At 73.5% G+C, this 21088-nt stretch carries 19 protein-coding genes and 2 pseudogenes; 7 read left to right on the top strand and 14 right to left on the bottom strand.

The genetic code is table 11. The features are described 5' to 3' along the window. Positions 1-92 precede the first annotated feature (92 nt). Positions 93-1436 (top strand): UDP-glucose dehydrogenase family protein, encoded by a 1344-nt coding sequence (locus KMS84_RS24760; protein WP_256918651.1) that lies wholly within the window; start codon positions 93-95, stop codon positions 1434-1436. Positions 1437-1575: 139 nt separating this feature from the next. Here KMS84_RS24760 and KMS84_RS24755 read toward each other — a convergent pair. Continuing rightward, positions 1576-1929: pseudogene (locus KMS84_RS24755) on the bottom strand (CGNR zinc finger domain-containing protein); the annotation flags it as partial. Between the two features lie 4 nt (positions 1930-1933). Here KMS84_RS24755 and KMS84_RS24750 point away from each other — a divergent pair. Both KMS84_RS24750 and KMS84_RS24745 read left to right on the top strand, forming a co-directional pair. After that, positions 1934-2239, top strand: a complete 306-nt coding sequence (locus tag KMS84_RS24750) for a VOC family protein (protein ID WP_438818980.1) — start codon at positions 1934-1936, stop codon at positions 2237-2239. A gap of 48 nt (positions 2240-2287) precedes the next feature. Beyond that, entirely contained in the window at positions 2288-2692 is a 405-nt protein-coding gene (locus tag KMS84_RS24745; protein ID WP_256918649.1) for a VOC family protein, read from the top strand. A 51-nt stretch (positions 2693-2743) separates the two neighbouring features. Here KMS84_RS24745 and KMS84_RS24740 read toward each other — a convergent pair whose 3' ends face one another. The 4 genes from KMS84_RS24740 to KMS84_RS24725 all read right to left on the bottom strand — a co-directional run bounded on the left by KMS84_RS24740 (position 2744) and on the right by KMS84_RS24725 (position 6866). Continuing rightward, on the bottom strand, positions 2744-3874 hold the full coding sequence (locus KMS84_RS24740) for a dipeptidase (RefSeq protein ID WP_256918648.1): 1131 nt from the start codon (positions 3872-3874) through the stop codon (positions 2744-2746). Positions 3875-4013: 139 nt separating this feature from the next. Next, positions 4014-5201 carry a dipeptidase gene (locus KMS84_RS24735; protein WP_256918647.1) on the bottom strand — a complete coding sequence of 396 codons (1188 nt, stop codon included), beginning with the start codon at positions 5199-5201 and terminating at the stop codon, positions 4014-4016. Between the two features lie 7 nt (positions 5202-5208). Continuing rightward, entirely contained in the window at positions 5209-5730 is a 522-nt protein-coding gene (gene purE, locus KMS84_RS24730; protein WP_256918646.1) for a 5-(carboxyamino)imidazole ribonucleotide mutase, read from the bottom strand. After that, positions 5727-6866, bottom strand: coding sequence for a 5-(carboxyamino)imidazole ribonucleotide synthase (locus tag KMS84_RS24725; protein WP_256918645.1), 1140 nt, complete (start codon positions 6864-6866; stop codon positions 5727-5729). The genes purE and KMS84_RS24725 overlap by 4 nt, the downstream gene beginning before the upstream one ends. Positions 6867-7064: 198 nt before the next feature. On the opposite strand from KMS84_RS24725, the gene KMS84_RS24720 reads away from it, so the two are divergent. Next, complete coding sequence (locus KMS84_RS24720) at positions 7065-7580, top strand: GtrA family protein (protein ID WP_256918643.1); 516 nt, start codon at positions 7065-7067, stop codon at positions 7578-7580. Between the two features lie 18 nt (positions 7581-7598). Here the strand turns inward: KMS84_RS24720 and KMS84_RS24715 are convergent, their stop codons facing one another. Together KMS84_RS24715 and KMS84_RS24710 are read right to left on the bottom strand one after the other, a co-directional pair. Further along, a complete protein-coding gene (locus KMS84_RS24715; RefSeq protein ID WP_256918642.1) occupies positions 7599-8873 on the bottom strand; it encodes a sensor histidine kinase in 1275 nt (424 codons plus the stop codon). A gap of 138 nt (positions 8874-9011) precedes the next feature. Further along, positions 9012-9689 (bottom strand): response regulator transcription factor, encoded by a 678-nt coding sequence (locus KMS84_RS24710; protein ID WP_069768534.1) that lies wholly within the window; start codon positions 9687-9689, stop codon positions 9012-9014. A 523-nt stretch (positions 9690-10212) separates the two neighbouring features. On the opposite strand from KMS84_RS24710, the gene KMS84_RS24705 reads away from it, so the two are divergent. Beyond that, positions 10213-11751 (top strand): peptide MFS transporter, encoded by a 1539-nt coding sequence (locus KMS84_RS24705; RefSeq protein ID WP_256918640.1) that lies wholly within the window; start codon positions 10213-10215, stop codon positions 11749-11751. Positions 11752-11875: 124 nt separating this feature from the next. Here the strand turns inward: KMS84_RS24705 and KMS84_RS24700 are convergent, their stop codons facing one another. The 7 genes and pseudogenes from KMS84_RS24700 to KMS84_RS24670 form a co-directional block, all read right to left on the bottom strand. Next, positions 11876-12235, bottom strand: coding sequence for a hypothetical protein (locus KMS84_RS24700; RefSeq protein ID WP_256918638.1), 360 nt, complete (start codon positions 12233-12235; stop codon positions 11876-11878). Between the two features lie 175 nt (positions 12236-12410). Beyond that, on the bottom strand, positions 12411-13667 hold the full coding sequence (locus tag KMS84_RS24695; protein ID WP_256918663.1) for a hypothetical protein: 1257 nt from the start codon (positions 13665-13667) through the stop codon (positions 12411-12413). Positions 13668-13978: 311 nt separating this feature from the next. Then, a pseudogene (locus KMS84_RS24690) lies at positions 13979-15022 on the bottom strand (hypothetical protein); the annotation flags it as partial. Positions 15023-15057: 35 nt separating this feature from the next. Next, entirely contained in the window at positions 15058-15924 is an 867-nt protein-coding gene (locus KMS84_RS24685; RefSeq protein ID WP_256918636.1) for a COG1361 family protein, read from the bottom strand. Between the two features lie 26 nt (positions 15925-15950). Further along, positions 15951-16691: an LPXTG cell wall anchor domain-containing protein gene (locus tag KMS84_RS24680; RefSeq protein WP_256918635.1), complete on the bottom strand. Its 741-nt coding sequence runs from the start codon at positions 16689-16691 to the stop codon at positions 15951-15953. 703 nt (positions 16692-17394) lie between these two features. After that, positions 17395-17955 (bottom strand): ATP-binding protein, encoded by a 561-nt coding sequence (locus KMS84_RS24675; RefSeq protein WP_256918634.1) that lies wholly within the window; start codon positions 17953-17955, stop codon positions 17395-17397. A gap of 203 nt (positions 17956-18158) precedes the next feature. Then, positions 18159-18554: an STAS domain-containing protein gene (locus KMS84_RS24670; RefSeq protein WP_256918632.1), complete on the bottom strand. Its 396-nt coding sequence runs from the start codon at positions 18552-18554 to the stop codon at positions 18159-18161. 240 nt (positions 18555-18794) lie between these two features. Between KMS84_RS24670 and KMS84_RS24665 the strand changes: the two genes are divergently transcribed. Continuing rightward, positions 18795-19730 carry an RNA polymerase sigma factor SigF gene (locus KMS84_RS24665; RefSeq protein ID WP_256918631.1) on the top strand — a complete coding sequence of 312 codons (936 nt, stop codon included), beginning with the start codon at positions 18795-18797 and terminating at the stop codon, positions 19728-19730. Between the two features lie 321 nt (positions 19731-20051). Continuing rightward, the coding region (locus KMS84_RS24660) for a ricin-type beta-trefoil lectin domain protein (RefSeq protein WP_256918630.1) at positions 20052-21088 on the top strand (1037 nt) is incomplete at its 3' end.

Genomic DNA, 21088 nt, shown 5'->3' with positions numbered 1-21088 from the left:
GTCCGGCTCCGGTGATCTGCCCGGTGGGGGGCGCCGACACGCCCCGACTATGCTCGGGCGCGCAGTGACGGCAACCCCCACCAGGAGCATCCATGGCCCTCAAGATCACCGTGATCGGCACCGGCTATCTCGGCGCCACGCACGCCGCGGCCATGGCCGAGCTGGGCTTCGAGGTGCTCGCTCTCGACGTCGTCCGCGAGAAGATCGAGATGCTCGAACGCGGCGAGACCCCCATGTACGAGCCGGGCCTCGAGGAGCTGCTGCGCCGGCACGTCGCCGGTTTCGAGGGGTCGAGCGGGCGGCTGCGGTTCACCCAGGACTGGGCCGAGGTGGGGGCCTTCGGCGACGTCCACTTCGTCTGCGTCAACACGCCGCAGAAGCACGGCGAGTACGCCTGTGACATGTCGTACGTCGAGTCCGCGGTGGCCTCCCTCGCCCCGCACCTGGCGCGGCCGGCCCTGGTGGTGGGCAAGTCGACGGTGCCGGTGGGCTCCGCGGACCGGCTGGCCCGCACGATCGCCGCGCTCGCGCCGGCCGGCGAGGACGCCGAACTGGCCTGGAACCCGGAGTTCCTGCGCGAGGGGTACGCGGTGCAGGACACGCTGCACCCGGACCGGATCGTGGTGGGGGTGCGCAGCGAGCGGGCCGAGGCGCTGCTGCGGCAGGTGTACGAGACGCCCGTCGGCGAGGGCACCCCGTTCGTGGTGACCGACTTCCCCACGGCCGAGCTGGTGAAGACGTCGGCCAACTCCTTCCTCGCCACCAAGATCTCCTTCATCAACGCCATGGCGGAGGTGTGCGAGGCCGCCGACGGCGACGTCGCCAAGCTGGCCGAGGCCATCGGTTACGACGACCGGATCGGCGCGAAGTTCCTGCGGGCCGGGATCGGGTTCGGGGGCGGCTGTCTGCCCAAGGACATCCGCGCGTTCATGGCCCGGGCCGGCGAGCTGGGGGCGGACCAGGCGCTGACGTTCCTGCGCGAGATCGACTCGGTGAACATGCGCCAGCGCGGGCGGATGGTCGAGCTGGCGCGGCAGGAGCTGGGGGGCGGGTCGTTCCTGGGCAAGCGGATCGCCGTGCTGGGCGCGACGTTCAAGCCCGACTCGGACGACGTCCGCGACTCCCCCGCGCTCAACGTCGCCGGGCAGATCCATCTGCAGGGCGGTCAGGTCACCGTGTACGACCCGAAGGGGATGGAGAACGCGCGCCGGCTCTTCCCGACCCTGGGCTACGCCGATTCGGCGCTCGACGCCGTCCGGGGTGCGGACGCCGTGCTGCACCTCACCGAGTGGCGGGAGTTCCGGGACCTGGACCCGGCGGCGCTGGGCGAGGTCGCGACGACCCGGCTGGTGCTCGACGGACGCAACGCGCTGGACCCGCAGCTGTGGCGCAAGGCGGGCTGGACCTACCGGGCCATGGGCCGCCCGACCGCGTAGCGGCCGCGGGCGACGCCGGTTCGGCCGAGGCTCAGTCGGCCGAACCGGCGTCTTGCTGCATTCTGCACCACCGGGCTGTGGCCCGGCCGGTGAACCACCCCTGAACCGCCCCCGAGCCGCCCCCGAGCCGATCGGCGGGTTACTTGGCCCGGTAGCGGCGCATCTTGGCGCGCGCCCCGCACACCTGCATGGAGCACCAGCGGCCCCGGCCCGCCGGGCTGCGGTCGTAGTACGCCCAGTGGCAGGTCGTGGCCTCGCAGGCCTTCAGCCGGGTCCAGGTGCCCTCGACGAGCGCCTGGGCGACGGCGGCGGCCGTGCGGGAGAGGAGCGGGGCGCCGCCGGCGGGGCCGGAGGGCGCGAGGCGGGCCGAGCCGTCCTGTTCGTCGACGGCGACCACGAGGGGCGCGGACGCCAGCAGCTCGCCCAGCGGGGTCACCGCGCGGTGCGGGGCGTGGCCGGCGTGCGCCAGCAGGGCGGCGCGCAGGGACTCGCGCGCGCTGGCCGGGTTCTACGCCGAGGTGCTGGGCGGCACCGTCGAGGGCGACGGGGAGTGGGTGGACGTCCGCACGCCCGACGGCCGGTCGCTGGCCTTCCAGGCCGCCCCCGGGTTCGTCCCGCCGCAGTGGCCCGCATCGCAGCGGTCGCAGCAGTTCCACCTCGACCTGACCGTCACCGACCTCGACACCGCCGAACGCGGCGTGCTCGCGCTGGGCGCGAAGCCGCTGGACACGGCGGACCGCTCCCGTGACTGGCGTGTGTACGCCGATCCCGCTGGGCACCCGTTCTGCCTGTGCCGCTGCTGAGACCGCCGCGGCGGCGCACATCTGCACACGTCCGGCCCAGGAGGTCCCATGCCGCCCGTCGCCCGCTTCCGCTCCGTCGTCCTCGACTGTCCCGATCCGCGCGCGCTCGCCGCGTTCTACGCGGCGGTCCTCGGCGGCACGCCCGAGGCCGAGGACGGGGTGGACGACTGGTTCGTGCTGCACGTGCCCGGCGGCCCCCGGATCGCCTTCCAGCAGGTGGAGGACTACACCCCGCCCGAGTGGCCGCGCGCCGACCTCAACCCCCAGCAGCTCCACCTCGACCTCGACGGCGGCGCCACCTGGGAGGAGATGGACGAGGCCCACGAGCGGGTGCTGAAGCTGGGGGCGCGCCCGCTGGACCTGGAGGACCGGGAGACGAAGGACTTCATGGTGTATGCCGACCCGGCGGGCCACCCGTTCTGCCTGTGCCGTGTGGAACAGCCCCTGGGCTGACCCCGGGGCCGCCCCGCGTCCCCGGGCGGCCGCACCCGGGCGCGGGCAGGGTCAGACGTCCGTCGTGTCCAGTTCGGTGATGCGGACCGTCGACGGCTTTCGGCGTTCTCGTGCCGCGCGCGCCGCGAAGTCGGCCGAGCGCAGGACGCGCTGCATGTTTCCCCAGGTCAACAGGGCGATGTCGGACTCCGGCCAGCCACGGCGCAGGAGCTCGGCGATCAGCTGCGGGTAATCGGGGGCGGCGTCGGAGGCCGTCGGCGCGTCGTGCGCGCCGGACAGGCCCACGCTCTCGGGGCCCGCGATCGCGCGGACGTGGTCGAGATGGTCGGCCACGTCCCGCACGTCCGGCCCGGTCCGCTCGGGCGACGACGGCACCAGGCACAGCCCCTTCGCCGCGCCGAGCTCGGCGAGCAGCGCGTCGGACAGGTTGTCGGGGTGGGCGCGCAGGGAGCGGGCGGCGGAGCGGGTGCACAGGACCGGCGTCTTGGACAGCGCCAGGGCGCGGGCGGCCGTGGCGTCGGAGGCGCCGGACAGGTCGGCGAGCACGCCGAGCCGGTTCATCTCCCGCACGACCTCCTCGCCGAACCGGGTCAGCCCCGCCTCGCCCGCCCACGAGGCCCCGGCCAGGGTGAGGACGCGCAGCCCGAGGGACTGCAGCACCCGCAGGATGCCCAGGGAGTCGTCGAGCGCGGCGGCGTCGGCCGGCCCGAGGACGACGGCGATCCGGCCGCAGTTGCGGGCGTCGATGACCTGTCCCGCGCTGCGGGCCGGCCGCAGGCCCTCGGGATGCGCGGCGATCACCGACCTGACGAGGTCCAGCTGCTCCAGGGTGGCGCCCACCGCCCGCTCCCCCACGGCACGCTCCGGCAGCCGCAGCGACCACAGCAGCGCGCCCACGTGCCCTTCGCGCAGCCGCAGCACGTGCGTGTCGACGCCGCTCTCGCCGAGTTGCAGGTCGTACCAGGGCAGGTCGCTCAGCGCCCGGGGCAGGGCGCTGTGTCCGTCGATGACGGGATGGGCGGTGAGGAGGGCCCCGGCGCGCTCCAGCGCGCTGCCCGCGCTGCCCGCCCCGCCGGCACTGCTCGCGGCCGGGGGCGGCGGGGCGACGGGGGCTGCCGGCGCGGTGTCGGGGAGCTCGCCGGCCTCGGGGAGGGCGTGCAGTTCGTCCTGGAGGTCGGCCATGACGGTCTCCGTACGTCGGTCAGCAGTACGGCCACCGTCGCACGGCGGGCGGCGCGCTTCCTGGTGGACGGGGCGTTCGGGGGTACGCGCACGGGCGGGCCGTTCGCGCCGGCCCGCCCGTGTGCCCCGACGGCCCGTGTCAGCCGTCCAGCGACTCGATCGTCGCGTGGGACGCCGCGCGCGTCGCCCGCAGGTCGCGCGCCACGTCCTCGGCCGCGCCCAGCACCCGCACCGCGTTCTGCCAGGTCAGCTTGGCGAGGTCGGCCCTGGACCAGCCGCGGTCCAGCAGCTCCGCGATCAGCCGGGGGTAGCCGGAGACGTCGTCGAGGCCCTCGGGGGTGAAGGCCGTGCCGTCGTAGTCGCCGCCGATGCCGACGCAGTCGATGCCGGCGACCTCGCGCATGTGGTCGAGGTGGTCGGCGACCGTGGCGACGGTGGCGACCGGGCGGGGGCGGGTCTCCTCGAAGGCGCGGTGGACCTTCATCGCCTCGGGGGTGGTGTCGAGGTGGTGGAAGCCGTGGGCGCGCATGTTGTCGTCGGCCGCGGCCGTCCAGTCGACCGCCGCCTGGAGGACGAACTTCGGCACGAACGTCACCATCGCCATCCCGCCGTTGGCGGGCAGGCGCTCCAGCACGTCGTCGGGGACGTTGCGGGGGTGGTCGCACACCGCTCGCGCGGAGGAGTGGGAGAAGATCACCGGCGCCGTGCTCGCGTCGAGCGCGTCGCGCATGGTGGTCGCGGCCACGTGCGAGAGGTCGACGAGCATGCCCTCGCGGTTCATCTCCCGCACGACCTCGCGGCCGAACGCGGTCAGCCCGCCGGCCCGGGGCGCGTCGGTGGCGGAGTCGGCCCAGTCGACGTTGTCGTTGTGGGTGAGCGTCATGTAGCGCACGCCGAGCCCGTACAGGCCGCGCAGCACGCCGAGGGAGTTGGCGATGGAGTGGCCGCCCTCGGCGCCCATCAGCGAGGCGATGCGGCCCTGCGCGCGGGCCGTCTCCATGTCCGCGGCCGTCAGCGCCGGGTGCAGGTCGCGCGGGTGGCGGGCGATGAGCCGCCGTACGCAGTCGATCTGCTCCAGCGTCGCCGGGACCGCGTCGGGCAGGTCCGCGCGCACGTAGACGGACCAGTACTGCGCGCCGACGCCGCCGGCGCGCAGCCGGGGGATGTCGGTGTGCAGGCGGGCGTGCTGGTCCTGGGCGACGTCGCGGGCGTCGAGGTCGTAGCGGACCTGTTCGCGCAGCGCCCAGGGCAGGTCGTTGTGGCCGTCGACGACCGGGAACTCGCGCAGCAGCGCGCGGGCCTCGTCCAGCGAGGTGGGCTGTGTCACTGCGCCGTCACTTCCCGAAGCCGAAGCCGTTCGAGCCCTCGACCTTGGCGCGCAGGCGCTTGCCCTTCTCGGTGGCCTGGTCGTTCAGCTCCTGCTGGAAGTCGCGCATCCGGGCGAGGAGGTCCTCGTCGTGGGTGGCGAGGATGCGGGCGGCCAGCAGACCGGCGTTGCGCGCGCCGCCGACGGAGACCGTGGCGACGGGGACGCCGGCCGGCATCTGCACGATGGACAGCAGGCTGTCCATGCCGTCCAGGTACTTCAGCGGGACGGGCACGCCGATCACCGGCAGCGGGGTCACGGAGGCGAGCATGCCGGGCAGGTGGGCCGCGCCGCCCGCGCCGGCGATGATCGCCTTGAGTCCGCGTCCGGCCGCCTGCTCGCCGTACGCGATCATCTCGTGCGGCATGCGGTGCGCCGAGACGACGTCGACCTCGTACGCGATCTCGAACTCGTCGAGGGCCTGGGCTGCGGCCTCCATGACGGGCCAGTCGGAGTCCGACCCCATGACGATGCCTACGACAGGGCTCATTCGGTGATCGTGCCTCTCAGGTATCCGGCTGCGTGACGTGCGCGTTCGAGGACGTCGTCCAGGTCGTCGCCGTAGGTGTTGACGTGGCCGACCTTGCGGCCGGGCTTCACGTCCTTGCCGTACATGTGGATCTTCAGCTGGGGGTCGCGGGCCATGCAGTGCAGGTACGCCGAGTACATGTCCGGGTAGTCGCCGCCGAGGACGTTGACCATGACCGTCCACGGGGCGCGCGGGCGCGGGTCGCCGAGCGGGAGGTCGAGGACGGCGCGGACGTGGTTGGCGAACTGCGAGGTGATCGCGCCGTCCATCGACCAGTGGCCCGAGTTGTGCGGGCGCATCGCCAGCTCGTTGACGAGGATGCGGCCGTCGCGGGTCTGGAACAGCTCGACCGCGAGGTGGCCCACGACGTCGAGTTCCTTGGCGATGTTCAGGGCCATCCGCTCGGCCTCGAGCGCCAGCGACTCGTCGAGGCCGGGGGCGGGCGCGATCACCGTGTCGCAGACGCCGCCGACCTGGCGCGACTCGACGACGGGGTAGGCGACCGCCTGGCCGTGCGGGGAGCGCACGACGTTCGCGGCGAGCTCGCGGACGTAGTCGACCTTCTCCTCGGCGAGGACGGGGACGCCCGCGCGGAACGGGTCCTCGGCCTCCTCGGCGGAGTCGACGACCCAGACGCCCTTGCCGTCGTAGCCGCCGCGGACGGTCTTCAGGACGACCGGGAAGCCCTCCCCCTCCGCCGCGAACGCGGCGACGTCCGCCGGGTCGCTCACGATGCGGTGCCTCGGGCACGGCACGCCGAGCGCGTCGAGCCGGGCCCGCATCACGCCCTTGTCCTGGGCGTGCACGAGCGCGTCCGGGCCGGGGCGCACGGGGATGCCGTCCGCCTCCAGCACCCGGAGGTGCTCGGTGGGCACGTGTTCGTGATCGAAGGTGATCACATCGCACCCGCGCGCGAACTCGCGCAGCGTGTCGAGATCGCGGTAGTCGCCGATGACGACATCGCTCACGACCTGCGCCGCGGAATCCAGTGGGGTGTCACTGAGGAGCTTGAACCTGATGCCGAGCGGGATGCCCGCCTCGTGTGTCATACGAGCGAGCTGCCCCCCGCCGACCATGCCGACTACCGGGAACGTCACGCCCCCAGGGTATCGGCCACGCCACCCGGCCGGATCCGGTGCCTCTTACCTCCGGCTTTCCGGCCTCATACCCGCTGTTTCCCCGCATCTCGGCCGCCGGCGGCCGACCCGTGAGCCCGACCACAGGAAACCGGGAAGAGTGGTGGTTAGCATGGCTGGGTTGACGAAACCGAATCCCGGACGGGGGCCTGTACGACCATGGCACATGGTTCCTCGGGGCTGAAGAGGCTCATCCGTGAGCTGGCCAGGTTCGGAGCCGTGGGCGGAGCGGGCCTGCTGGTGAACCTCGGTGTGTTCAACGCCGTCCGGCATCTCACCGACCTGCAGGTGGTGCGGGCCAGCGTCATCGCGACGGTGGTGGCGATCGCCTTCAACTACGTGGGGTTCCGCTACTTCACCTACCGTGACCGCGAGAAGAGCGGGCGCACCAAGGAACTGACGCTGTTCCTGCTGTTCAGCGCGGTGGGCCTGGTGATCGAGAACGGTCTGCTGTACGCGGCGACCTACTGGTGCGGCTGGGACAGCCCGTTGCAGAGCAACGTGTTCAAGTTCCTCGGGATCGGCATCGCGACGCTGTTCCGGTTCTGGTCGTACCGCACGTGGGTGTTCCGTACGCTGCCCGCGAAGGAGGCCGTGGCCGACGCCGAGGCCCTGCTGGCGGTGGCGGAGCAGGCCCGGCGGCCGGAGCCCAAGGCCACGCAGCGCGTGAGCTGAGCTGCCGCCGGGCGGCGCTCAGCGGACCGTGGGCCCCTCGTCCTGCGCCGTGCGCTTCTGCGGCGCCGTGCGGGACAGGAACAGACCGAAGACCGGCGGCTGGGCCTGGAGCATCTCCAGCCGGCCGCCGTCCGCCTCGGCCAGGTCGCGGGCGACCGCCAGGCCGATGCCCGTGGAGTTGCGGCCGCTGATCGTCCGCTCGAAGATGCGGGCGCCCAGGTCGGCGGGGACGCCGGGGCCCTCGTCGGTCACCTCGACCACGGCCTGGTTGCCGGTGACGCGGGTGCGCAGCGCGACCGTGCCGCCGCCGTGCATCAGCGAGTTCTCGATCAGCGCGGCCAGCACCTGGGCGACCGCGCCGGGCGTGCCCACGGCCCGCAGATGGCGCTTGCCGGAGCTGACGATGGCCCGGCCCACGCCCCGGTAGGCCGGACGCCACTCGGCGAGCTGCTGCTGGATGACCTCGTCGAGGTCGAAGGTGACCGCGGAGCCGGTGCGCGGGTCCCGGGCGTTGGTCAGGAGGCGCTCCACGACGTCCGTGAGCCGCTCCACCTGCGTCAGCGCGATCGTCGCCTCCTCCTTCACCGTGTCCGGGTCGTCGGTGAGGGTGATCTCCTCCAGCCGCATGGACAGCGCGGTCAGGGGGGTGCGCAGCTGGTGGGAGGCGTCCGCCGCCAGCCGGCGTTCGGCGGTGAGCATGCGCGCGATGCGCTCGGCGGAGGAGTCGAGGACGTCGGCCACCCGGTCCAGTTCGGGGACGGCGTAGCGCTTGTGGCGGGGGCGCGGGTCGCCGGAGCCCAGGCGTTCGGCGGTCTCCGCCAGGTCGGTGAGGGGCGAGGCGAGGCGGTTCGCCTGGCGGATGGCCAGCAGCACCGCCGCGACCACGGCGAGCAGCGCCACCAGGGCGATGATGAGCAGGGTGCGGCCGACCTCGCGGGTCACCGTGGAGCGCGGCTCCTGGACGAGGACGCTCTCGCCCTCCTCGCCCTTGGCCGTGGAGCGGATGACGTCGCCCTCGGGCTTGACGCCGACCTCGATGACCGGCCGGCCGGGGATCCGGATCTCGGCGTAACGGTCCTGGGTGACCTGGTCGCGCAGTATCTCGGCGGTGACGTCCTCCGCGCCGACCAGCCGGCTGTCCACGATGCTGGCCAGCCGCAGCGCCTCGGAGTCGACCCGTTCCTGGGCGCTGTTGCTGATCGTGCGGGTCTCGACGATGACGAGGGAGACCCCGAACACGGCGATGACGACGAGCACGACGGCGAGGGTGGACTGGATCAGACGGCGGCGCACGGGCCCCTCCGGACGGTGACTTCACGAACGCGGTGCGGCGGGACCCGCCCGGGAGCGCGGGGAACCGCGTGAGGAGCCCCACCGGCCCGCGGCCGGCGGCGCGCACCGCCCGACCGGGCGCCCCCGGAAGGGCTGCGGTCAGCTCTTCTCGAAGCGGAAGCCCACGCCGCGCACCGTGGCGATGTAGCGGGGGTTGGCCGCGTCGTCGCCGAGCTTCTTGCGCAGCCAGGAGATGTGCATGTCGAGGGTCTTGGTCGACGACCACCAGGTGGTGTCCCAGACCTCGCGCATCAGCTGGTCGCGGGTGACGACCCGGCCGGCGTCGCGCACCAGGACCCTCAGCAGGTCGAACTCCTTGGCGGTGAGCTGGAGTTCCTCGTCGCCCATCCAGGCGCGGTGCGACTCGACGTCGATGCGCACCCCGTGCGTGGCGGGCGGCTGCTGGGGCTCGGACGCGCCGCGCCGCAGCAGGGCCCGGACCCGCGCGAGCAGTTCCGCCAGCCGGAAGGGCTTGGTGACGTAGTCGTCGGCGCCCGCGTCCAGACCGACGACGGTGTCCACCTCGTCGGCGCGCGCGGTCAGGATGAGGATCGGAATGGCGTGGCCCTCGGAGCGCAGCCGGCGGGCGACTTCCAGGCCGTCCATGCCGGGCAGACCGAGGTCCAGGACGACCAGGTCGACGCCGCCCTGCATTCCGGCGTCGAGTGCGGTGGGGCCGTCCTCGCGCACCTCGACCTCGTAGCCTTCCCGGCGCAGGGCGCGGGCCAGCGGCTCCGAGATGGACGCGTCGTCCTCGGCGAGCAGTACACGGGTCATGGGCTGATGGTAGTCCGCGCGGGCGGGGGCCGAAGTGTGATCGTCGACGCTGTTTCTTACCTGGGGACATGCCGGACAGCCGGGACCCCGGCGGAGGTCCGGCCCGCCGCCGATCTTGGTACGGACCTGCGGTCGGTGGATGGGAGGATGATACGGACCTTCAAAACGGCGCCAGGGTTCCATGATCACCTGTGATCCGCGTCTCAAGTCCTTCCATATCCGGCGTTGTGCTGCCGTATGGTGAAAGAACGCCTGTAGTACACAGGGACCTTTGGCGGTCCGCTTGACGCCGAGGGTCTCTTTTGTGTGCGGGCCGGTTCCCGCCGGCCCCGAAAGGAATGACCTGTGGCCGGGCCCCCGACGCGAGGGGGCGTGGATCCCGGTGACCGCCGTCCACCGCTTCGAGACCCGGAGCGGACTCCCCCCGGGCGTAGGGGTGGGCGAGGCGGTCCGCCGGTGCCGGCCGCCCCCCACCGGGCGCGCACCGCGTGAGCGCAGCGCGTCCCGAGAAGCAAGGAACGACATGGCGTCCAGCCTGACGAAGGACTCGGTCCGCCCGGACACCCCCGGCTCCGGGAAGACCTTCTTCGGCCACCCCCGCGGACTGGCCACTCTCTTCATGACCGAGATGTGGGAGCGATTCTCCTACTACGGCATGAAGGCTCTGCTCACCGTCTACCTGCTCTCCGGCGGCCCCGGCGCCGGCAAGGGGAGCATGGGCGGCGGTCTGGCGATGGACGTGGCCACCACCACGGTGATCGTCTCCGTCTACTCGGCGATGGTCTATCTGCTCGCCATGCCGGGCGGCTGGCTGGGCGACCGCGTCTGGGGCCCCCGCAAGACGGTCGCCATCGCCGCCGTGACGATCATGGCCGGTCACCTCGTGCTGGCGCTGCCCGGCGGCCAGGCGCCGTTCTTCGCGGGCCTGGCGCTGGTCGCGGCCGGTTCGGGCCTGCTCAAGGCCAACATCTCCACGATGGTGGGCCACCTCTACGAAGGCCCCGAGGACCCGCGCCGCGACGGCGGCTTCACCATCTTCTACATGGGCATCAACGCGGGCGCCTTCTTCGCCCCGCTGGTCATCGGCACGGTCGGCCAGGAGGTCAACTGGCACCTCGGCTTCGGCCTGGCCGCGGTCGGCATGGCGATCGGCCTCACCACCTTCCTGCTCGGCACCCGCAACCTGAGCCCGCGCAGCGACGTCGTCCCCAAGCCGCTGGCGGCCGAGGAGCGGTCGGCCTGGCTGCGCAAGGGCCTGCTCTGGCTGATCGCCGCGACCGTCTTCTACGGCGTCGTCGGGTTCACCGGCCACTTCACGCTGAACTGGGCGATGATCCCGCTCACGGTCATCGGTCTGGTCATCCCGGCGGGCGTGCTGATGCGCATCAAGCGCGACAAGGAGCTCTCGTCCGTCGAGCAGTCGAAGATGACGGGCTACATCTGGTTCTTCGTCGCGGCCGCCGTCTTCTGGATGATCTACGACCAGGGCGCGTCCACGGTCCAGGCCTTCGGCGAGGGCAAGGCCTCCGGCTCCCTGCTGGGCTTCGACTTCCCGTCCTCCTGGTACCAGTCGCTGAACCCGCTGTTCATCATGGCGCTCGCCCCGGTCTTCGCCTGGGTCTGGGTGTGGCTGAACCGGCGCGGCAAGGAGCCGAGCACCATCGTGAAGTTCTCGATGGGCCTCGTCCTGGTCGGCGTGTCGTTCTTCTTCTTCCTGGTCCCGCTGGCCATGGCGGCCAACGGCACCGCGGTCAGCCCGATGTGGCTGGTGGGCATCTACTTCATCCAGACCGTCGGTGAGTTGTGCCTGTCGCCGGTCGGCCTGTCGGTGACCACGAAGATGGCCCCGGCCAAGTACGCCAGCCAGATGATGGGCGTGTGGTTCCTCGCGGTCACCGCGGGCGACTCCATCACCAGCCTGCTGTCCAACCCCGCCATCGCCGGCGTCGACCTCGGCGGCACGGGCGCCGTCTTCGGGGAGGCGCTCCTCGCGGCCCTCGCCGGATTCGCCGTGTGGATGTACCGCCGCAAGGTCAAGTCGCTGATGGGCGACGTCCACTGACGGTCCGTCACAGCAAGCAGGGGCCGCCGCACCATCCCGGTGCGGCGGCCCCTGTCTCGTGCGGGACGGCTTTCGCGCGAGCCCCTTCGGGCGCCGCCGCGAGGCCGCGCCGCGGGCCCCGGCGTCAGGACCTGGTCTCGACCGACCAGGACCTCGTGAAGCTGCTGAAGCCGCACATGACGGTGGACTTCTGCCCCGGCTTCACCCACGGCCCGAACAGGACCCACGGGATCTCGTGCGGGGTGCCCCGGCCGCGCACCACGTCGCACACCAGCTTCACGCGGTGCTTGCCCACCTTCTTGCCCGAGGCGGACTTCTTGCACGAGGACGTCGCCTTCGGCCGGCCGAGGTCGAGGTGCACCTCGGCCTTGCACCTGTACCTGGCCGCGGCCGCCTCGGCCGGCGCCGCCGTCGCCAGTCCGGCGCCGGCCGCCATGAGGACGGCGGCGAGCGCGCCGCCCGCCGCCTTCTTCCCCCAGATCATTTGCTCCTCTTCCCTCCGCGAGGCATCGGGCGTGATGGTCAATGTTTCAACTGCCTCTTTGCCTCGCGGGCATGTCCGTTGCTCGATCGCTTACGCGAACATCCGGACGGTATGCGAGCGATGATCTTGGAAGCAAACGATCAGCGCCGTTCTGAGCAAGATCTGAGGTGCGCCCTCACCGCAGGCGCCGTCGCCCCGGCAGGAACGTGAACACCGCCCCGCCCAGCAGCACCGCCGTGCCCGCGACCAGGCCCAGGGCCTTCAGCGCCCCGTGGTCGCCGGAGCCCGTCTCCGCGAGACCGCCGCCTCCCGTGGCGGCGCCGCCGGAGGACGAGGACGAGGACGACGAACCGCCGCCGCCCGAGGCGCCACCGGCCTGCTCCTCGGTGTTCAGCGTCAGGGAGACCGCCGTGCTGTCCGGGGTGCACGTGGTCGTCGTGCCGAGGGCCTCGATGACGAGGACGCCCGGCGAGAGCGTGGACTCACCGGTCGCGCCGGGCTTGTACGTGCCGGTCAGGTCGGGGATCTCGATCGGGGCGCCCTGCTTGACGGGGGCCGCGTTGGTCGGGCCGGTCACCTTGACCGAGCCCTTGTCGGAGCCGCCCAGGGTGACCTGCATCGACGGCTTCACGGAGTGGGCCGGGATGTCGATCGGGCTGTTCATGACCGACTTCTTGAACTGCACGGTCAGGCCGTAACTCCCGCCGCCCTTCTTCGCGTTGATCTGCACCGGCGACGTCGCCCGCTTCTCGCCGATGGGCGACTGGCAGGTGTAGGGGATGTCGACGACCTTGCCGGTGAAGTCCGTCCGCCCGGACCCGCCGGTCGGTGACGAGGTCGGGGTGGCCGACGACGACGCGGACGGCGTCCCCGACGGCGTCGACGACGCGCTCTGCGAGGGGCTGCCGCTGGACGAGCCCGAACTCCCGCCGCCGGCCGTGACCGTGATGGTCGCCGAGGGCTGCACGGCCTGGGTGGGCGTGCAGCGCGTGTCCGTCGACAGCGCGTTGACGACGTACGCGTCCGGCGTCAGCGTCACCTGCCCGGCCGCCGTCAGCTTCAGCGAGCCCTTCATGTCGGACAGCGTCATCGCGCCGCCCTTGGGGATCGCCGGGTTCTCGCGCGGCCCCTGCATCGCGATGTCGGCGCTCTGCGCGCCGGCCGCCTTGAGGGTGCCGGACGGCTGCACGGAGTTCGCCGGCAGATCGATGATGTCGGGATTCTTCGACGCGGCCTGCGTGAACTTCCAGACGACGTCGACGGTGTCGCCGACCTTCGCGGTGGCCGGCGCGGTGATCTCGACCTTCGTGGTCCCGTTGACGTCGGGCAGGCCGATGCCCGAGGGCGGCACGCACTTGGTGGCGTACGACACCTCGGCGGCCTGCGCCTGACCTGCGGTCACGCCCAGCAGGACAGCCGCCCCGGCCAGCATGACGGCAGCGCCCGCGGCCACCGCCCGCCTGCGCGCGGGGGCCCGTTCGGGTGGCATGGCTCTCTCGCTCACGTGGATCCCTTCCTGCCGGAGTCGTGGGGTTGAGGGGAGTCGCCGGCCCCGGGAGACCGGTGAGGACGGTCGGGCGGGCGGGTGCGGTCCGGCGGGTGGGGGCGGTCGGATGCCGGGGACGCGAGCGGGCCCGAGGCAGACGTCGAGGGCCTGGGAGCCGCCGCGTCCACGGGAGCCGCCAGGCCGGTGGGAGCCGTCGGGTCCACGGGAGCCGTCGGGGCCGGACCGGTCGCCGTGGCCGGGGTCGCGGGGTTCGAGGGGCGGTCGTCCCGCAGGGCGGGGAGGCGTGCCGTCGAACCCGGGCCGGCGCCGGGGCCGCTGTCGGGGGCGAACCACGGCAGGGTCGTGGTCGCGGCCGCCGGGGACCCGTCCCGCGACGCCCGGCCGGCCGTCCGCCGCCCGTGCCGGGGGGTCCGCGACGCGCCCCTCGCCGCGGGACGCGGGCGCACCCGGTCCACCACCGCCAGCCCGACGCGGAACACCGCCGCCGGGACCACCAGGGCGAGCAGGATCCAGAACAGGGTCACGCCCCACGGGCGGCCCACGCCCCACGGCTGCTCGGCGAGGACCTTCCCGCCGTACTTCAGGGACACCGTGTAGTCGCCGTGGGCGCCCGCGGCCAGTTCGACGGGCAGTTCCACCCGGGCCTTCCCGCCGGGGCGGATCGTGCCGCGCCACTGCCGCTCGTCCCACTGCGGGGCGAACACCCCGTGCGCTGCGCCGACCTGGAAGACGGGGTCCTTCACCTCTCCGGTGCCGACGTTGCCCACGGTGAACGTCAGCGTGCGCGCGGGCGGGGCCCCGAACCAGGTCAGCAGGCCCGAGGAGCCGTCGAGCCGGGTGTCGGTGAGCACGGACAGACGTCCGCCGCCGGTCTGCGCGGGCAGCGGCCGGACCGGGTGCCCGGCCACCTGGAACGCCGCGTCGGCCTGCTCCTTCGTACCGGTGGCGCTGGCCACGTGCACCACGCAGGGGCAGGGCGCCGGGGGCTCGGCCACCGGCAGCGCCTTGCTGAAGCGGCCGTCGGCGTCGGTGGTGACGGCGCGCCCGTCGGCGTTGGCGCAGGAGTTGGTGCCGCCGATCACGCCCCGGGCCGGCGTCGCCTGCCCGCAGACCAGCAGCATCACCAGCGTGCGCGGCCGCCAGCCGCTGCCGCTCACGGTGACCGAACCGCCCGTGCCGGCCTGCGCCGCGGACACCTTCACCGTCGGCCGGTCGGCGGCCGCGGCCGGGGTCGCCGTCGGCGTCAGGGACAGCAGCAGGAGCAGGAACGGAAGCAGCAGGAGCGGCGCCGTCGCCGGTCTCCGCGACACGCCTCTCACGTCAGCGCTCCCCTCGGCCCGGCGTCGGCGGTGGCCGGCCGGCGCCCGCTTCGGCCTCGGCGCCGGCGTCGCAGGGCCACCGCGGCGGCCGCGGCCGACAGCGCGGCGACCGCCGCTCCCGCCGCCGCGCCCGGCGACACGAACCGCGCGGACGCCCGCCCGGTGGCCTGTGCCGCGCCGGGCGCGGTGACCGTCAGCCGCACGGTGACGGCGTCCAGGGCCGGAGGGTCGGGCCAGGGCTCGGACAGCGCGAGCCGGCGGCCCGGCGGCAGACGTACGGGCAGGAGGCGCGGGCCGCGGTCCAGGACGACGCCCAGGACGCCGTCCGCGTGCACGGCGAGGCGGGGGACGAGGTCCGTGGTGCCGCGGTTGACCAGTTCATAGGCGATGCGGTGGCCGTGCACGGCCACGTGCTCGACGGTCAGCGCGGCCAGCCGCGGACCGCCGGTCCGGACCAGCAGCCGGACGCCGCTCTCCCGTCCGGCCGAGTCGCGCACCACGATCCGGCCCACCCGGTCGCCGGGCCGGGCGTCCGCCGCGACCGTCACCGTGAAGGGCACCTCGGCGCGGGTGCGGGCGGGAACGTCGAGGACGGTCGCGGCGAAGACGACCCGCAGACCGGCGCCGGACGCGCGCAGCCGCACGGAGAGCGGGCGGGTCCCCCGGTTGGTCACGGCGACCGTGTCCCGCAGGGCCGTCCCCGGCGGGCCCTCCGCGTAGAACGACGGCCGTCCCGCGCCGGAGGGCGCGGCCGACCAGCCGACCGACCAGCCGACCGGACCGGCGTCCGGCAGGCCGGACGGCAACGCCGGGGACAGCAGCGGCAGGGACAGCAGCAGGACGCGGGCGGTGGCGTACGGCATCGGCGGCTCCAGCGCTCCGGGGTCGGTCAGCGGCGGGCGCGCGCCGGTGGGTTGCGCCTGGACAGCCACAGGGCGCCCGCCGCGCCCGCGAGCAGCACCGTGCCGCCGAGGGTGCCGAGCGCGAGCGCGGAGTCCTCGGGGCCGGTCTGCGGGAGCTGCCCGCCGGAACCGCCGTCGCTCGCGGCGCCGCCGGTCGAGCTCCCGCCCGAGCCCCCACTCGTGCCGCCGCCCGTCGAGCCCCCGCCGGTGCCGCCGCCCTGCGCGGTCACGTCGAGGGTGAGGGAGGGTCCGGGGGTGTTGCTCGGGGTGCAGGTGGTGGTGGTGCCGAGCGCCTTGATGGTCAGCACGCCCGCCGTGAAGGTGACCTTGCCGCTCTTCCTCGGGGTGTACGTGCCGCTCAGATCGTTGATCTTGATGGGGGTGTTCGCGGGGATCGCGGCCTGGTTGGCGGGGCCCGACACGTTCAGGGTGCCGCTGTCGGCGCCGCCCAGCTTGATGGTCGCGCTCGGCTTCATGGATCCCGCGCCGAGCTCGACGGGGCTGGAGGAGACGCCCTTCTGCCAGGACATCGTGATCCGGTATCCGTCGCCGCTCTTGACGCCCTTGATGTCGATCGGCGAGACGGCGCTCTTGTCCCCGATGGGGGTCTTGCAGCCGTAGTTGACGTTGACGACCTCGGCCATGGCCGCCGGGGCGGCCGTCAGCACCGCCGAGCCGGCCAGGGCCGCGGCAGTCGCGAGCACGGCGGTTCGCTTCCGGTTCGACACGGTCCCGTCCCCTCACTCCCACCGCCCCGCCTTACTGACGAGGCATCAGATTGAGCCGTCAAGGTACGCCCGGGGCGATGAGGAGGGAAGAGAAGGCACGGGCCGGAGTTGTGACGATCCGGCCCCCCGACCTGACCGGCACGAACCCCCGCAACCGGCCGCCGAAGCTCGGCGGTCGCAGCGCGCAGGGCCCCGAGGACGAGCGCGCGCCGCACCCCGGCAGCGACCGCGCGCACGGACGTCGACGCGACCGCGTCCGGGCTCCGACGGGGCTATGACGGGACTGCGACGGGACTACGACGAGGAGGCCTGCTCCGCCGTCGTCGGACATCAGGGGTCAGGCGTCATGTATCGGCGGCAGGCGTTAGGCGTCAGGCGTCGGAGGGAAGCCGCCCCCGAGGCCGGCACAGACCCGAACGCCGGGGGCGCGGCCACAAGGCGACCCGGACGGTTCACCGTCCGGCGAGCCGCGAGGAGGCGAGCGGCGAGCGACGCATGCGGCAGTCGGCGAGGCACCGCGTCCGGCGGTCGGTGGGCCGCCGCGTCCGGCGACCGGCGAGCCATGCCCCGGTCCCAGGTGCCCGGCGGATCGCGTGGTCGTGCGCCGTCGTGCGCCGCGCTCGGCGGTCGCCGCAGGCCTGCCGGGCAGGTCGGCCTGCAGGGTCGGCGGCCGGCCGGCCCGGTGTGGGACGTGCGGGGGCCGTCAGGCCGGGGCGCCCAGTTCCGCCCAGACCGTCTTCCCGGCGACGCCCTGGGCGCGCATGACGCCCCAGTCCAGGCAGAGGCGCTGGACGATGAACATGCCGTGGCCGCCGGGGCGTCCCGCGCGGTGCGGGGTGCGGGGCGCCGGCTGGCCCGTGCCGCGGTCCGAGACCTCGACGCGGATCACCTTGTTGTCGCAGCCCAGGACCATCGCGTCCGGCCCCTCGGCGTGCAGGCACGCGTTGGTGACCAGCTCGGAGACGACGAGCAGCACGTCCTCGGCGGCGGCCCGCCGGTCGGCGGTGGCGGCCGGCAGCCAGCCCCACGCGTAGAGGGCCTGGCGGGCGAAGTCGCGGGCGAGCGGAACGACGCCGCTGGCGTCGTCGAAGCTCAGCCGGCGTACCTGACGGCCGCCCGGCGACCCGGGCGCCACGGCAGCCGTGCCCCCGTCGGACGTCCCAGCCCCCCGTACGTCCCCGTGGGACGTCCCGGAAGCGCCGCTGGGCTCCGGGCTGGGCTCCGGGCCGCGGTCGCCCGGCGAGTAAGGCCGGGTGGTGCTCATCAGCGCTTCACCTCACCGATTCCCCGATTGACCGGTTCACCATTCAAGAGTCGGATCTCCGCAGAGTCGTACGTAGCCGGACGGCGTTCGCGTCGGCGCCACCGCCGACATGTGCGGGTTCAGGATGTCTCCTGCCCGGCGTGACGGGCGGGACACCCCCGTTTCTCGCCCGGGTCGTGTCGACTCCGGGCGGACGGCGGAACTCAGCCGTCCTCGTCCTGTCCGTCGCGCTCGTCGGCCAGCGCCGCCTCGACCGTGTCGTGCACGGTGAACACGGCGTCCGCTCCGGTGATCTCGAAGACCCGGGCCACCACGGGGAGCATCCCCGCAAGATGGATCGCGCCGCCGGCCGCCTCCGCCTTGAGGCGGGCTCCGAGCAGCACGTTGAGCCCGGTGGAGTCACAGAACTCCAGGCGTGTGCAGTCGACCACCAGGCGACTGCGACCTCTGGCGAGGCAGGCCTCGAGTGGCTCACGCAACAAATCGGCGGTGTGGTGATCCAACTCACCCGCCGGGGTCACGACGGCACTGGGGCCCTCTTCCCGCACCTCGACCAGAAGCCGGCCCGACTGTGCGCTGCCGACCGTCCCGCGGTCCATGCCGTCTCTTCTCCTGGGGTCGCGAACTGCTTTCTGACGCCCTCGAACACTACGCCCTAGACCCGCGCCTCAACACCCGAACAATCGCACACAAACAGACATAAACGGACAAAGCGCACTTGCGATCGGTCAAGTAAAGCAGGTAGGCCTAGTAGGAACACGCAGACCGACACGGCCGGCTTTGGAGGCGCCGCACACCGTAGTGCGCTCACTGGCTTCGGCAGCCATACGCCGAGAACGATGGAGGACATCATGTCACCCCGGCTCGACGCACCGCATACCCGCGGAGCGACGTCGACACCCCCTCCGGACCAGGAACATCTGGAACCCATCGCACGCAACACGGTGCCGGACGTCGACCCCACCGACGCCCTCGCCGGACTCCCGGAGATCCCCCCGTTCGACGAGGTCGGATCCGTCGACGCGCGGGCCCTGTCCAAGACCCTGTTCGCACGGCTCGAATCCCTCGAAGAGGGCACGCACGACTACGCGTACGTGCGCAACACCCTCGTCGAACTGAACCTCGCGCTGGTCAAGTTCGCCGCCTCCCGGTTCCGCTCCCGCAGCGAGCCCATGGAGGACATCATCCAGGTCGGCACCATCGGCCTGATCAAGGCGATCGACCGCTTCGAACTCTCGCGGGGCGTCGAGTTCCCGACCTTCGCGATGCCCACCATCATCGGCGAGATCAAGCGCTTCTTCCGCGACACGTCGTGGTCCGTGCGCGTCCCGCGCCGGCTCCAGGAGCTCCGGCTCGACCTGGCCAAGGCGGGCGACGAACTGGCCCAGAAGCTCGACCGCGCGCCCACCGTCGCGGAGCTGGCCGAGCGTCTCGGCCTCTCCCGGGACGAGGTCGTCGAGGGCATGGCCGCGTCCAACGCCTACACGGCGTCCTCGCTGGACGCGCAGCCCCAGGACGACGACTCGGAGGGCGCCCTCGCCCACCGCATCGGCTACGAGGACAACAGCCTCGAGGGCATCGAGTACATCGAGTCCCTGAAGCCCCTGATCGCCGACCTCGCCCCGCGCGACCGGCAGATCCTCTCCCTCCGGTTCGTCGCCGGTCTGACCCAGTCGGAGATCGGCGAGGAGCTCGGCATCTCGCAGATGCACGTGTCGCGGCTGCTGTCGCGCACTCTCGTGCGGCTGCGCAAGGCGCTGACCGTCGAGGAGTAGGACCCCGGCAGCACCCGGGAGCGACCCGGGCAGGACCCCGGCGGCACCCGAGCAGGACCCGGCAGACTTCCTTCCGCCGTCCGCGCCCGGACGATCGGCCCGCAACCGATCGCCCGGGCGCGGACGCCTGTCCGCCCGGGGTTCCGTCGCTCCCGGTACGGCCCCTCTCACGCTCCGCTCGCGCCCCGCGCACGCCTCTCCTCGGTTACCCACGGAAACCTCCCCACGCAGCCCCACGCGCCACTAGGGTCGCCCTCACCCCAGACTGACCAGTACGTCAGCAACCGGGCGCACGAGGCGTCCGGCGAGGAGGCGACCTTCATGGCCCGTGCCGACGGAGACGACGACGCGCACGCGCAGACGGCGTCGGACGCGGACCTCAGCGACCGGCTCCGCGCCGCGCCCGCCGCCGCCCACCCGGCCCTGCACGCCCTGCGCGCCCGCCACCGGCCCGCCGTCCTGGCCTACGCCCGCCTGTGCACGACCGGCGAACCCGCGGCCGCACGGCTGGCGGCCGAGGCCTTCACCCTCGCCGCCCGGGAGACGGCACGCGGCGCCGACCCCGGCGGGCCCTGGCGCCACCGTCTCCTGCTGCTCGCCGGGCAGGCGGCCGCGGGCTGGGCCGCCGACGACCGGGCCGTCGCACTCGACGCGAACCTGCTCCTCGTCCTGCGCACGACGGGCCCCGGCGGTCCGGTGCCGCCGATGCTCGCCGCGCTGCGCTCGCTGCCCTCCCGCACCCAGGGCCTGCTCTGGTACGACGTCGTCGAGCGCGAGTCCGCCGAGCGCACGGCCACGCTGCTGGGCCTGACCCCCCAGGACGTCGTCCACGGCGCCGAATCCGCCCTCCAGGCCCTCGCCCGGGCCTGTCTGCGGCTCCGGCTCGCCGCCTCGGACGACCCGCGCTGCGGGGACTTCCGCCGGCTGATCGAGGAGTCCGTGCGGGCGGACGGCGCGCGGCACAGCCCCGACCTCGACGCCCACCGCGCCCGCTGCCCGCACTGCGCGACCGCCTACGAGGAGCAGTGCGCGCTGCGCGACACCCCCCGCGACGCCCTCGCGGAGGGGCTGCTGCCCTGGGGCGGGACGGCGTACGCGCGGGACGGGCGCGAGCCGGTGCGCGCGGAGCGGGCGGCCGTGCGAAAGCCCCGCCGCGGGGTCGTGCTGGCCTCGGTGGCGCTGGGGGTCGCGGTGATCCCGCTGCTGATCGTGCTGGCCGCCCTGGACGACTCGCCCGGCAGCGAGACGGTGGGCTCCGTCGGCGCAGGGCCGTCGACCGCGCCGCAGGTGACCGTGACCGCGACGGTGTCGGTGTCCGCCGCCCCCGGCACCGCCTCCGCCCGCCCGTCCCCCTCCCC

It is taken from the genome of Streptomyces hilarionis (assembly GCF_024539675.1).
GTDB classification, from domain to species: domain Bacteria; phylum Actinomycetota; class Actinomycetes; order Streptomycetales; family Streptomycetaceae; genus Streptomyces; species Streptomyces hilarionis.
Note: the sequence above shows the minus strand (reverse complement) of the source record. Positions and strands in the feature narration are given on the sequence as shown.

Excerpts from the sequence above, each read along its gene's own strand:
- KMS84_RS24760 (WP_256918651.1), top strand. The coding sequence starts at position 93 with ATGGCCCTCAAGATCACCGTGATCGGCACCGGCTATCTCGGCGCCACG.
- KMS84_RS24745 (WP_256918649.1), top strand. The coding sequence starts at position 2,288 with ATGCCGCCCGTCGCCCGCTTCCGCTCCGTCGTCCTCGACTGTCCCGAT.
- KMS84_RS24740 (WP_256918648.1), bottom strand. The coding sequence starts at position 3,874 with ATGGCCGACCTCCAGGACGAACTGCACGCCCTCCCCGAGGCCGGCGAG.
- purE (WP_256918646.1), bottom strand. The coding sequence starts at position 5,730 with ATGAGCCCTGTCGTAGGCATCGTCATGGGGTCGGACTCCGACTGGCCC.
- KMS84_RS24720 (WP_256918643.1), top strand. The coding sequence starts at position 7,065 with ATGGCACATGGTTCCTCGGGGCTGAAGAGGCTCATCCGTGAGCTGGCC.
- KMS84_RS24710 (WP_069768534.1), bottom strand. The coding sequence starts at position 9,689 with ATGACCCGTGTACTGCTCGCCGAGGACGACGCGTCCATCTCGGAGCCG.
- KMS84_RS24705 (WP_256918640.1), top strand. The coding sequence starts at position 10,213 with ATGGCGTCCAGCCTGACGAAGGACTCGGTCCGCCCGGACACCCCCGGC.
- KMS84_RS24700 (WP_256918638.1), bottom strand. The coding sequence starts at position 12,235 with ATGATCTGGGGGAAGAAGGCGGCGGGCGGCGCGCTCGCCGCCGTCCTC.
- KMS84_RS24695 (WP_256918663.1), bottom strand. The coding sequence starts at position 13,667 with ATGCTGGCCGGGGCGGCTGTCCTGCTGGGCGTGACCGCAGGTCAGGCG.
- KMS84_RS24685 (WP_256918636.1), bottom strand. The coding sequence starts at position 15,924 with ATGCCGTACGCCACCGCCCGCGTCCTGCTGCTGTCCCTGCCGCTGCTG.
- KMS84_RS24675 (WP_256918634.1), bottom strand. The coding sequence starts at position 17,955 with ATGAGCACCACCCGGCCTTACTCGCCGGGCGACCGCGGCCCGGAGCCC.
- KMS84_RS24670 (WP_256918632.1), bottom strand. The coding sequence starts at position 18,554 with ATGGACCGCGGGACGGTCGGCAGCGCACAGTCGGGCCGGCTTCTGGTC.
- KMS84_RS24665 (WP_256918631.1), top strand. The coding sequence starts at position 18,795 with ATGGAGGACATCATGTCACCCCGGCTCGACGCACCGCATACCCGCGGA.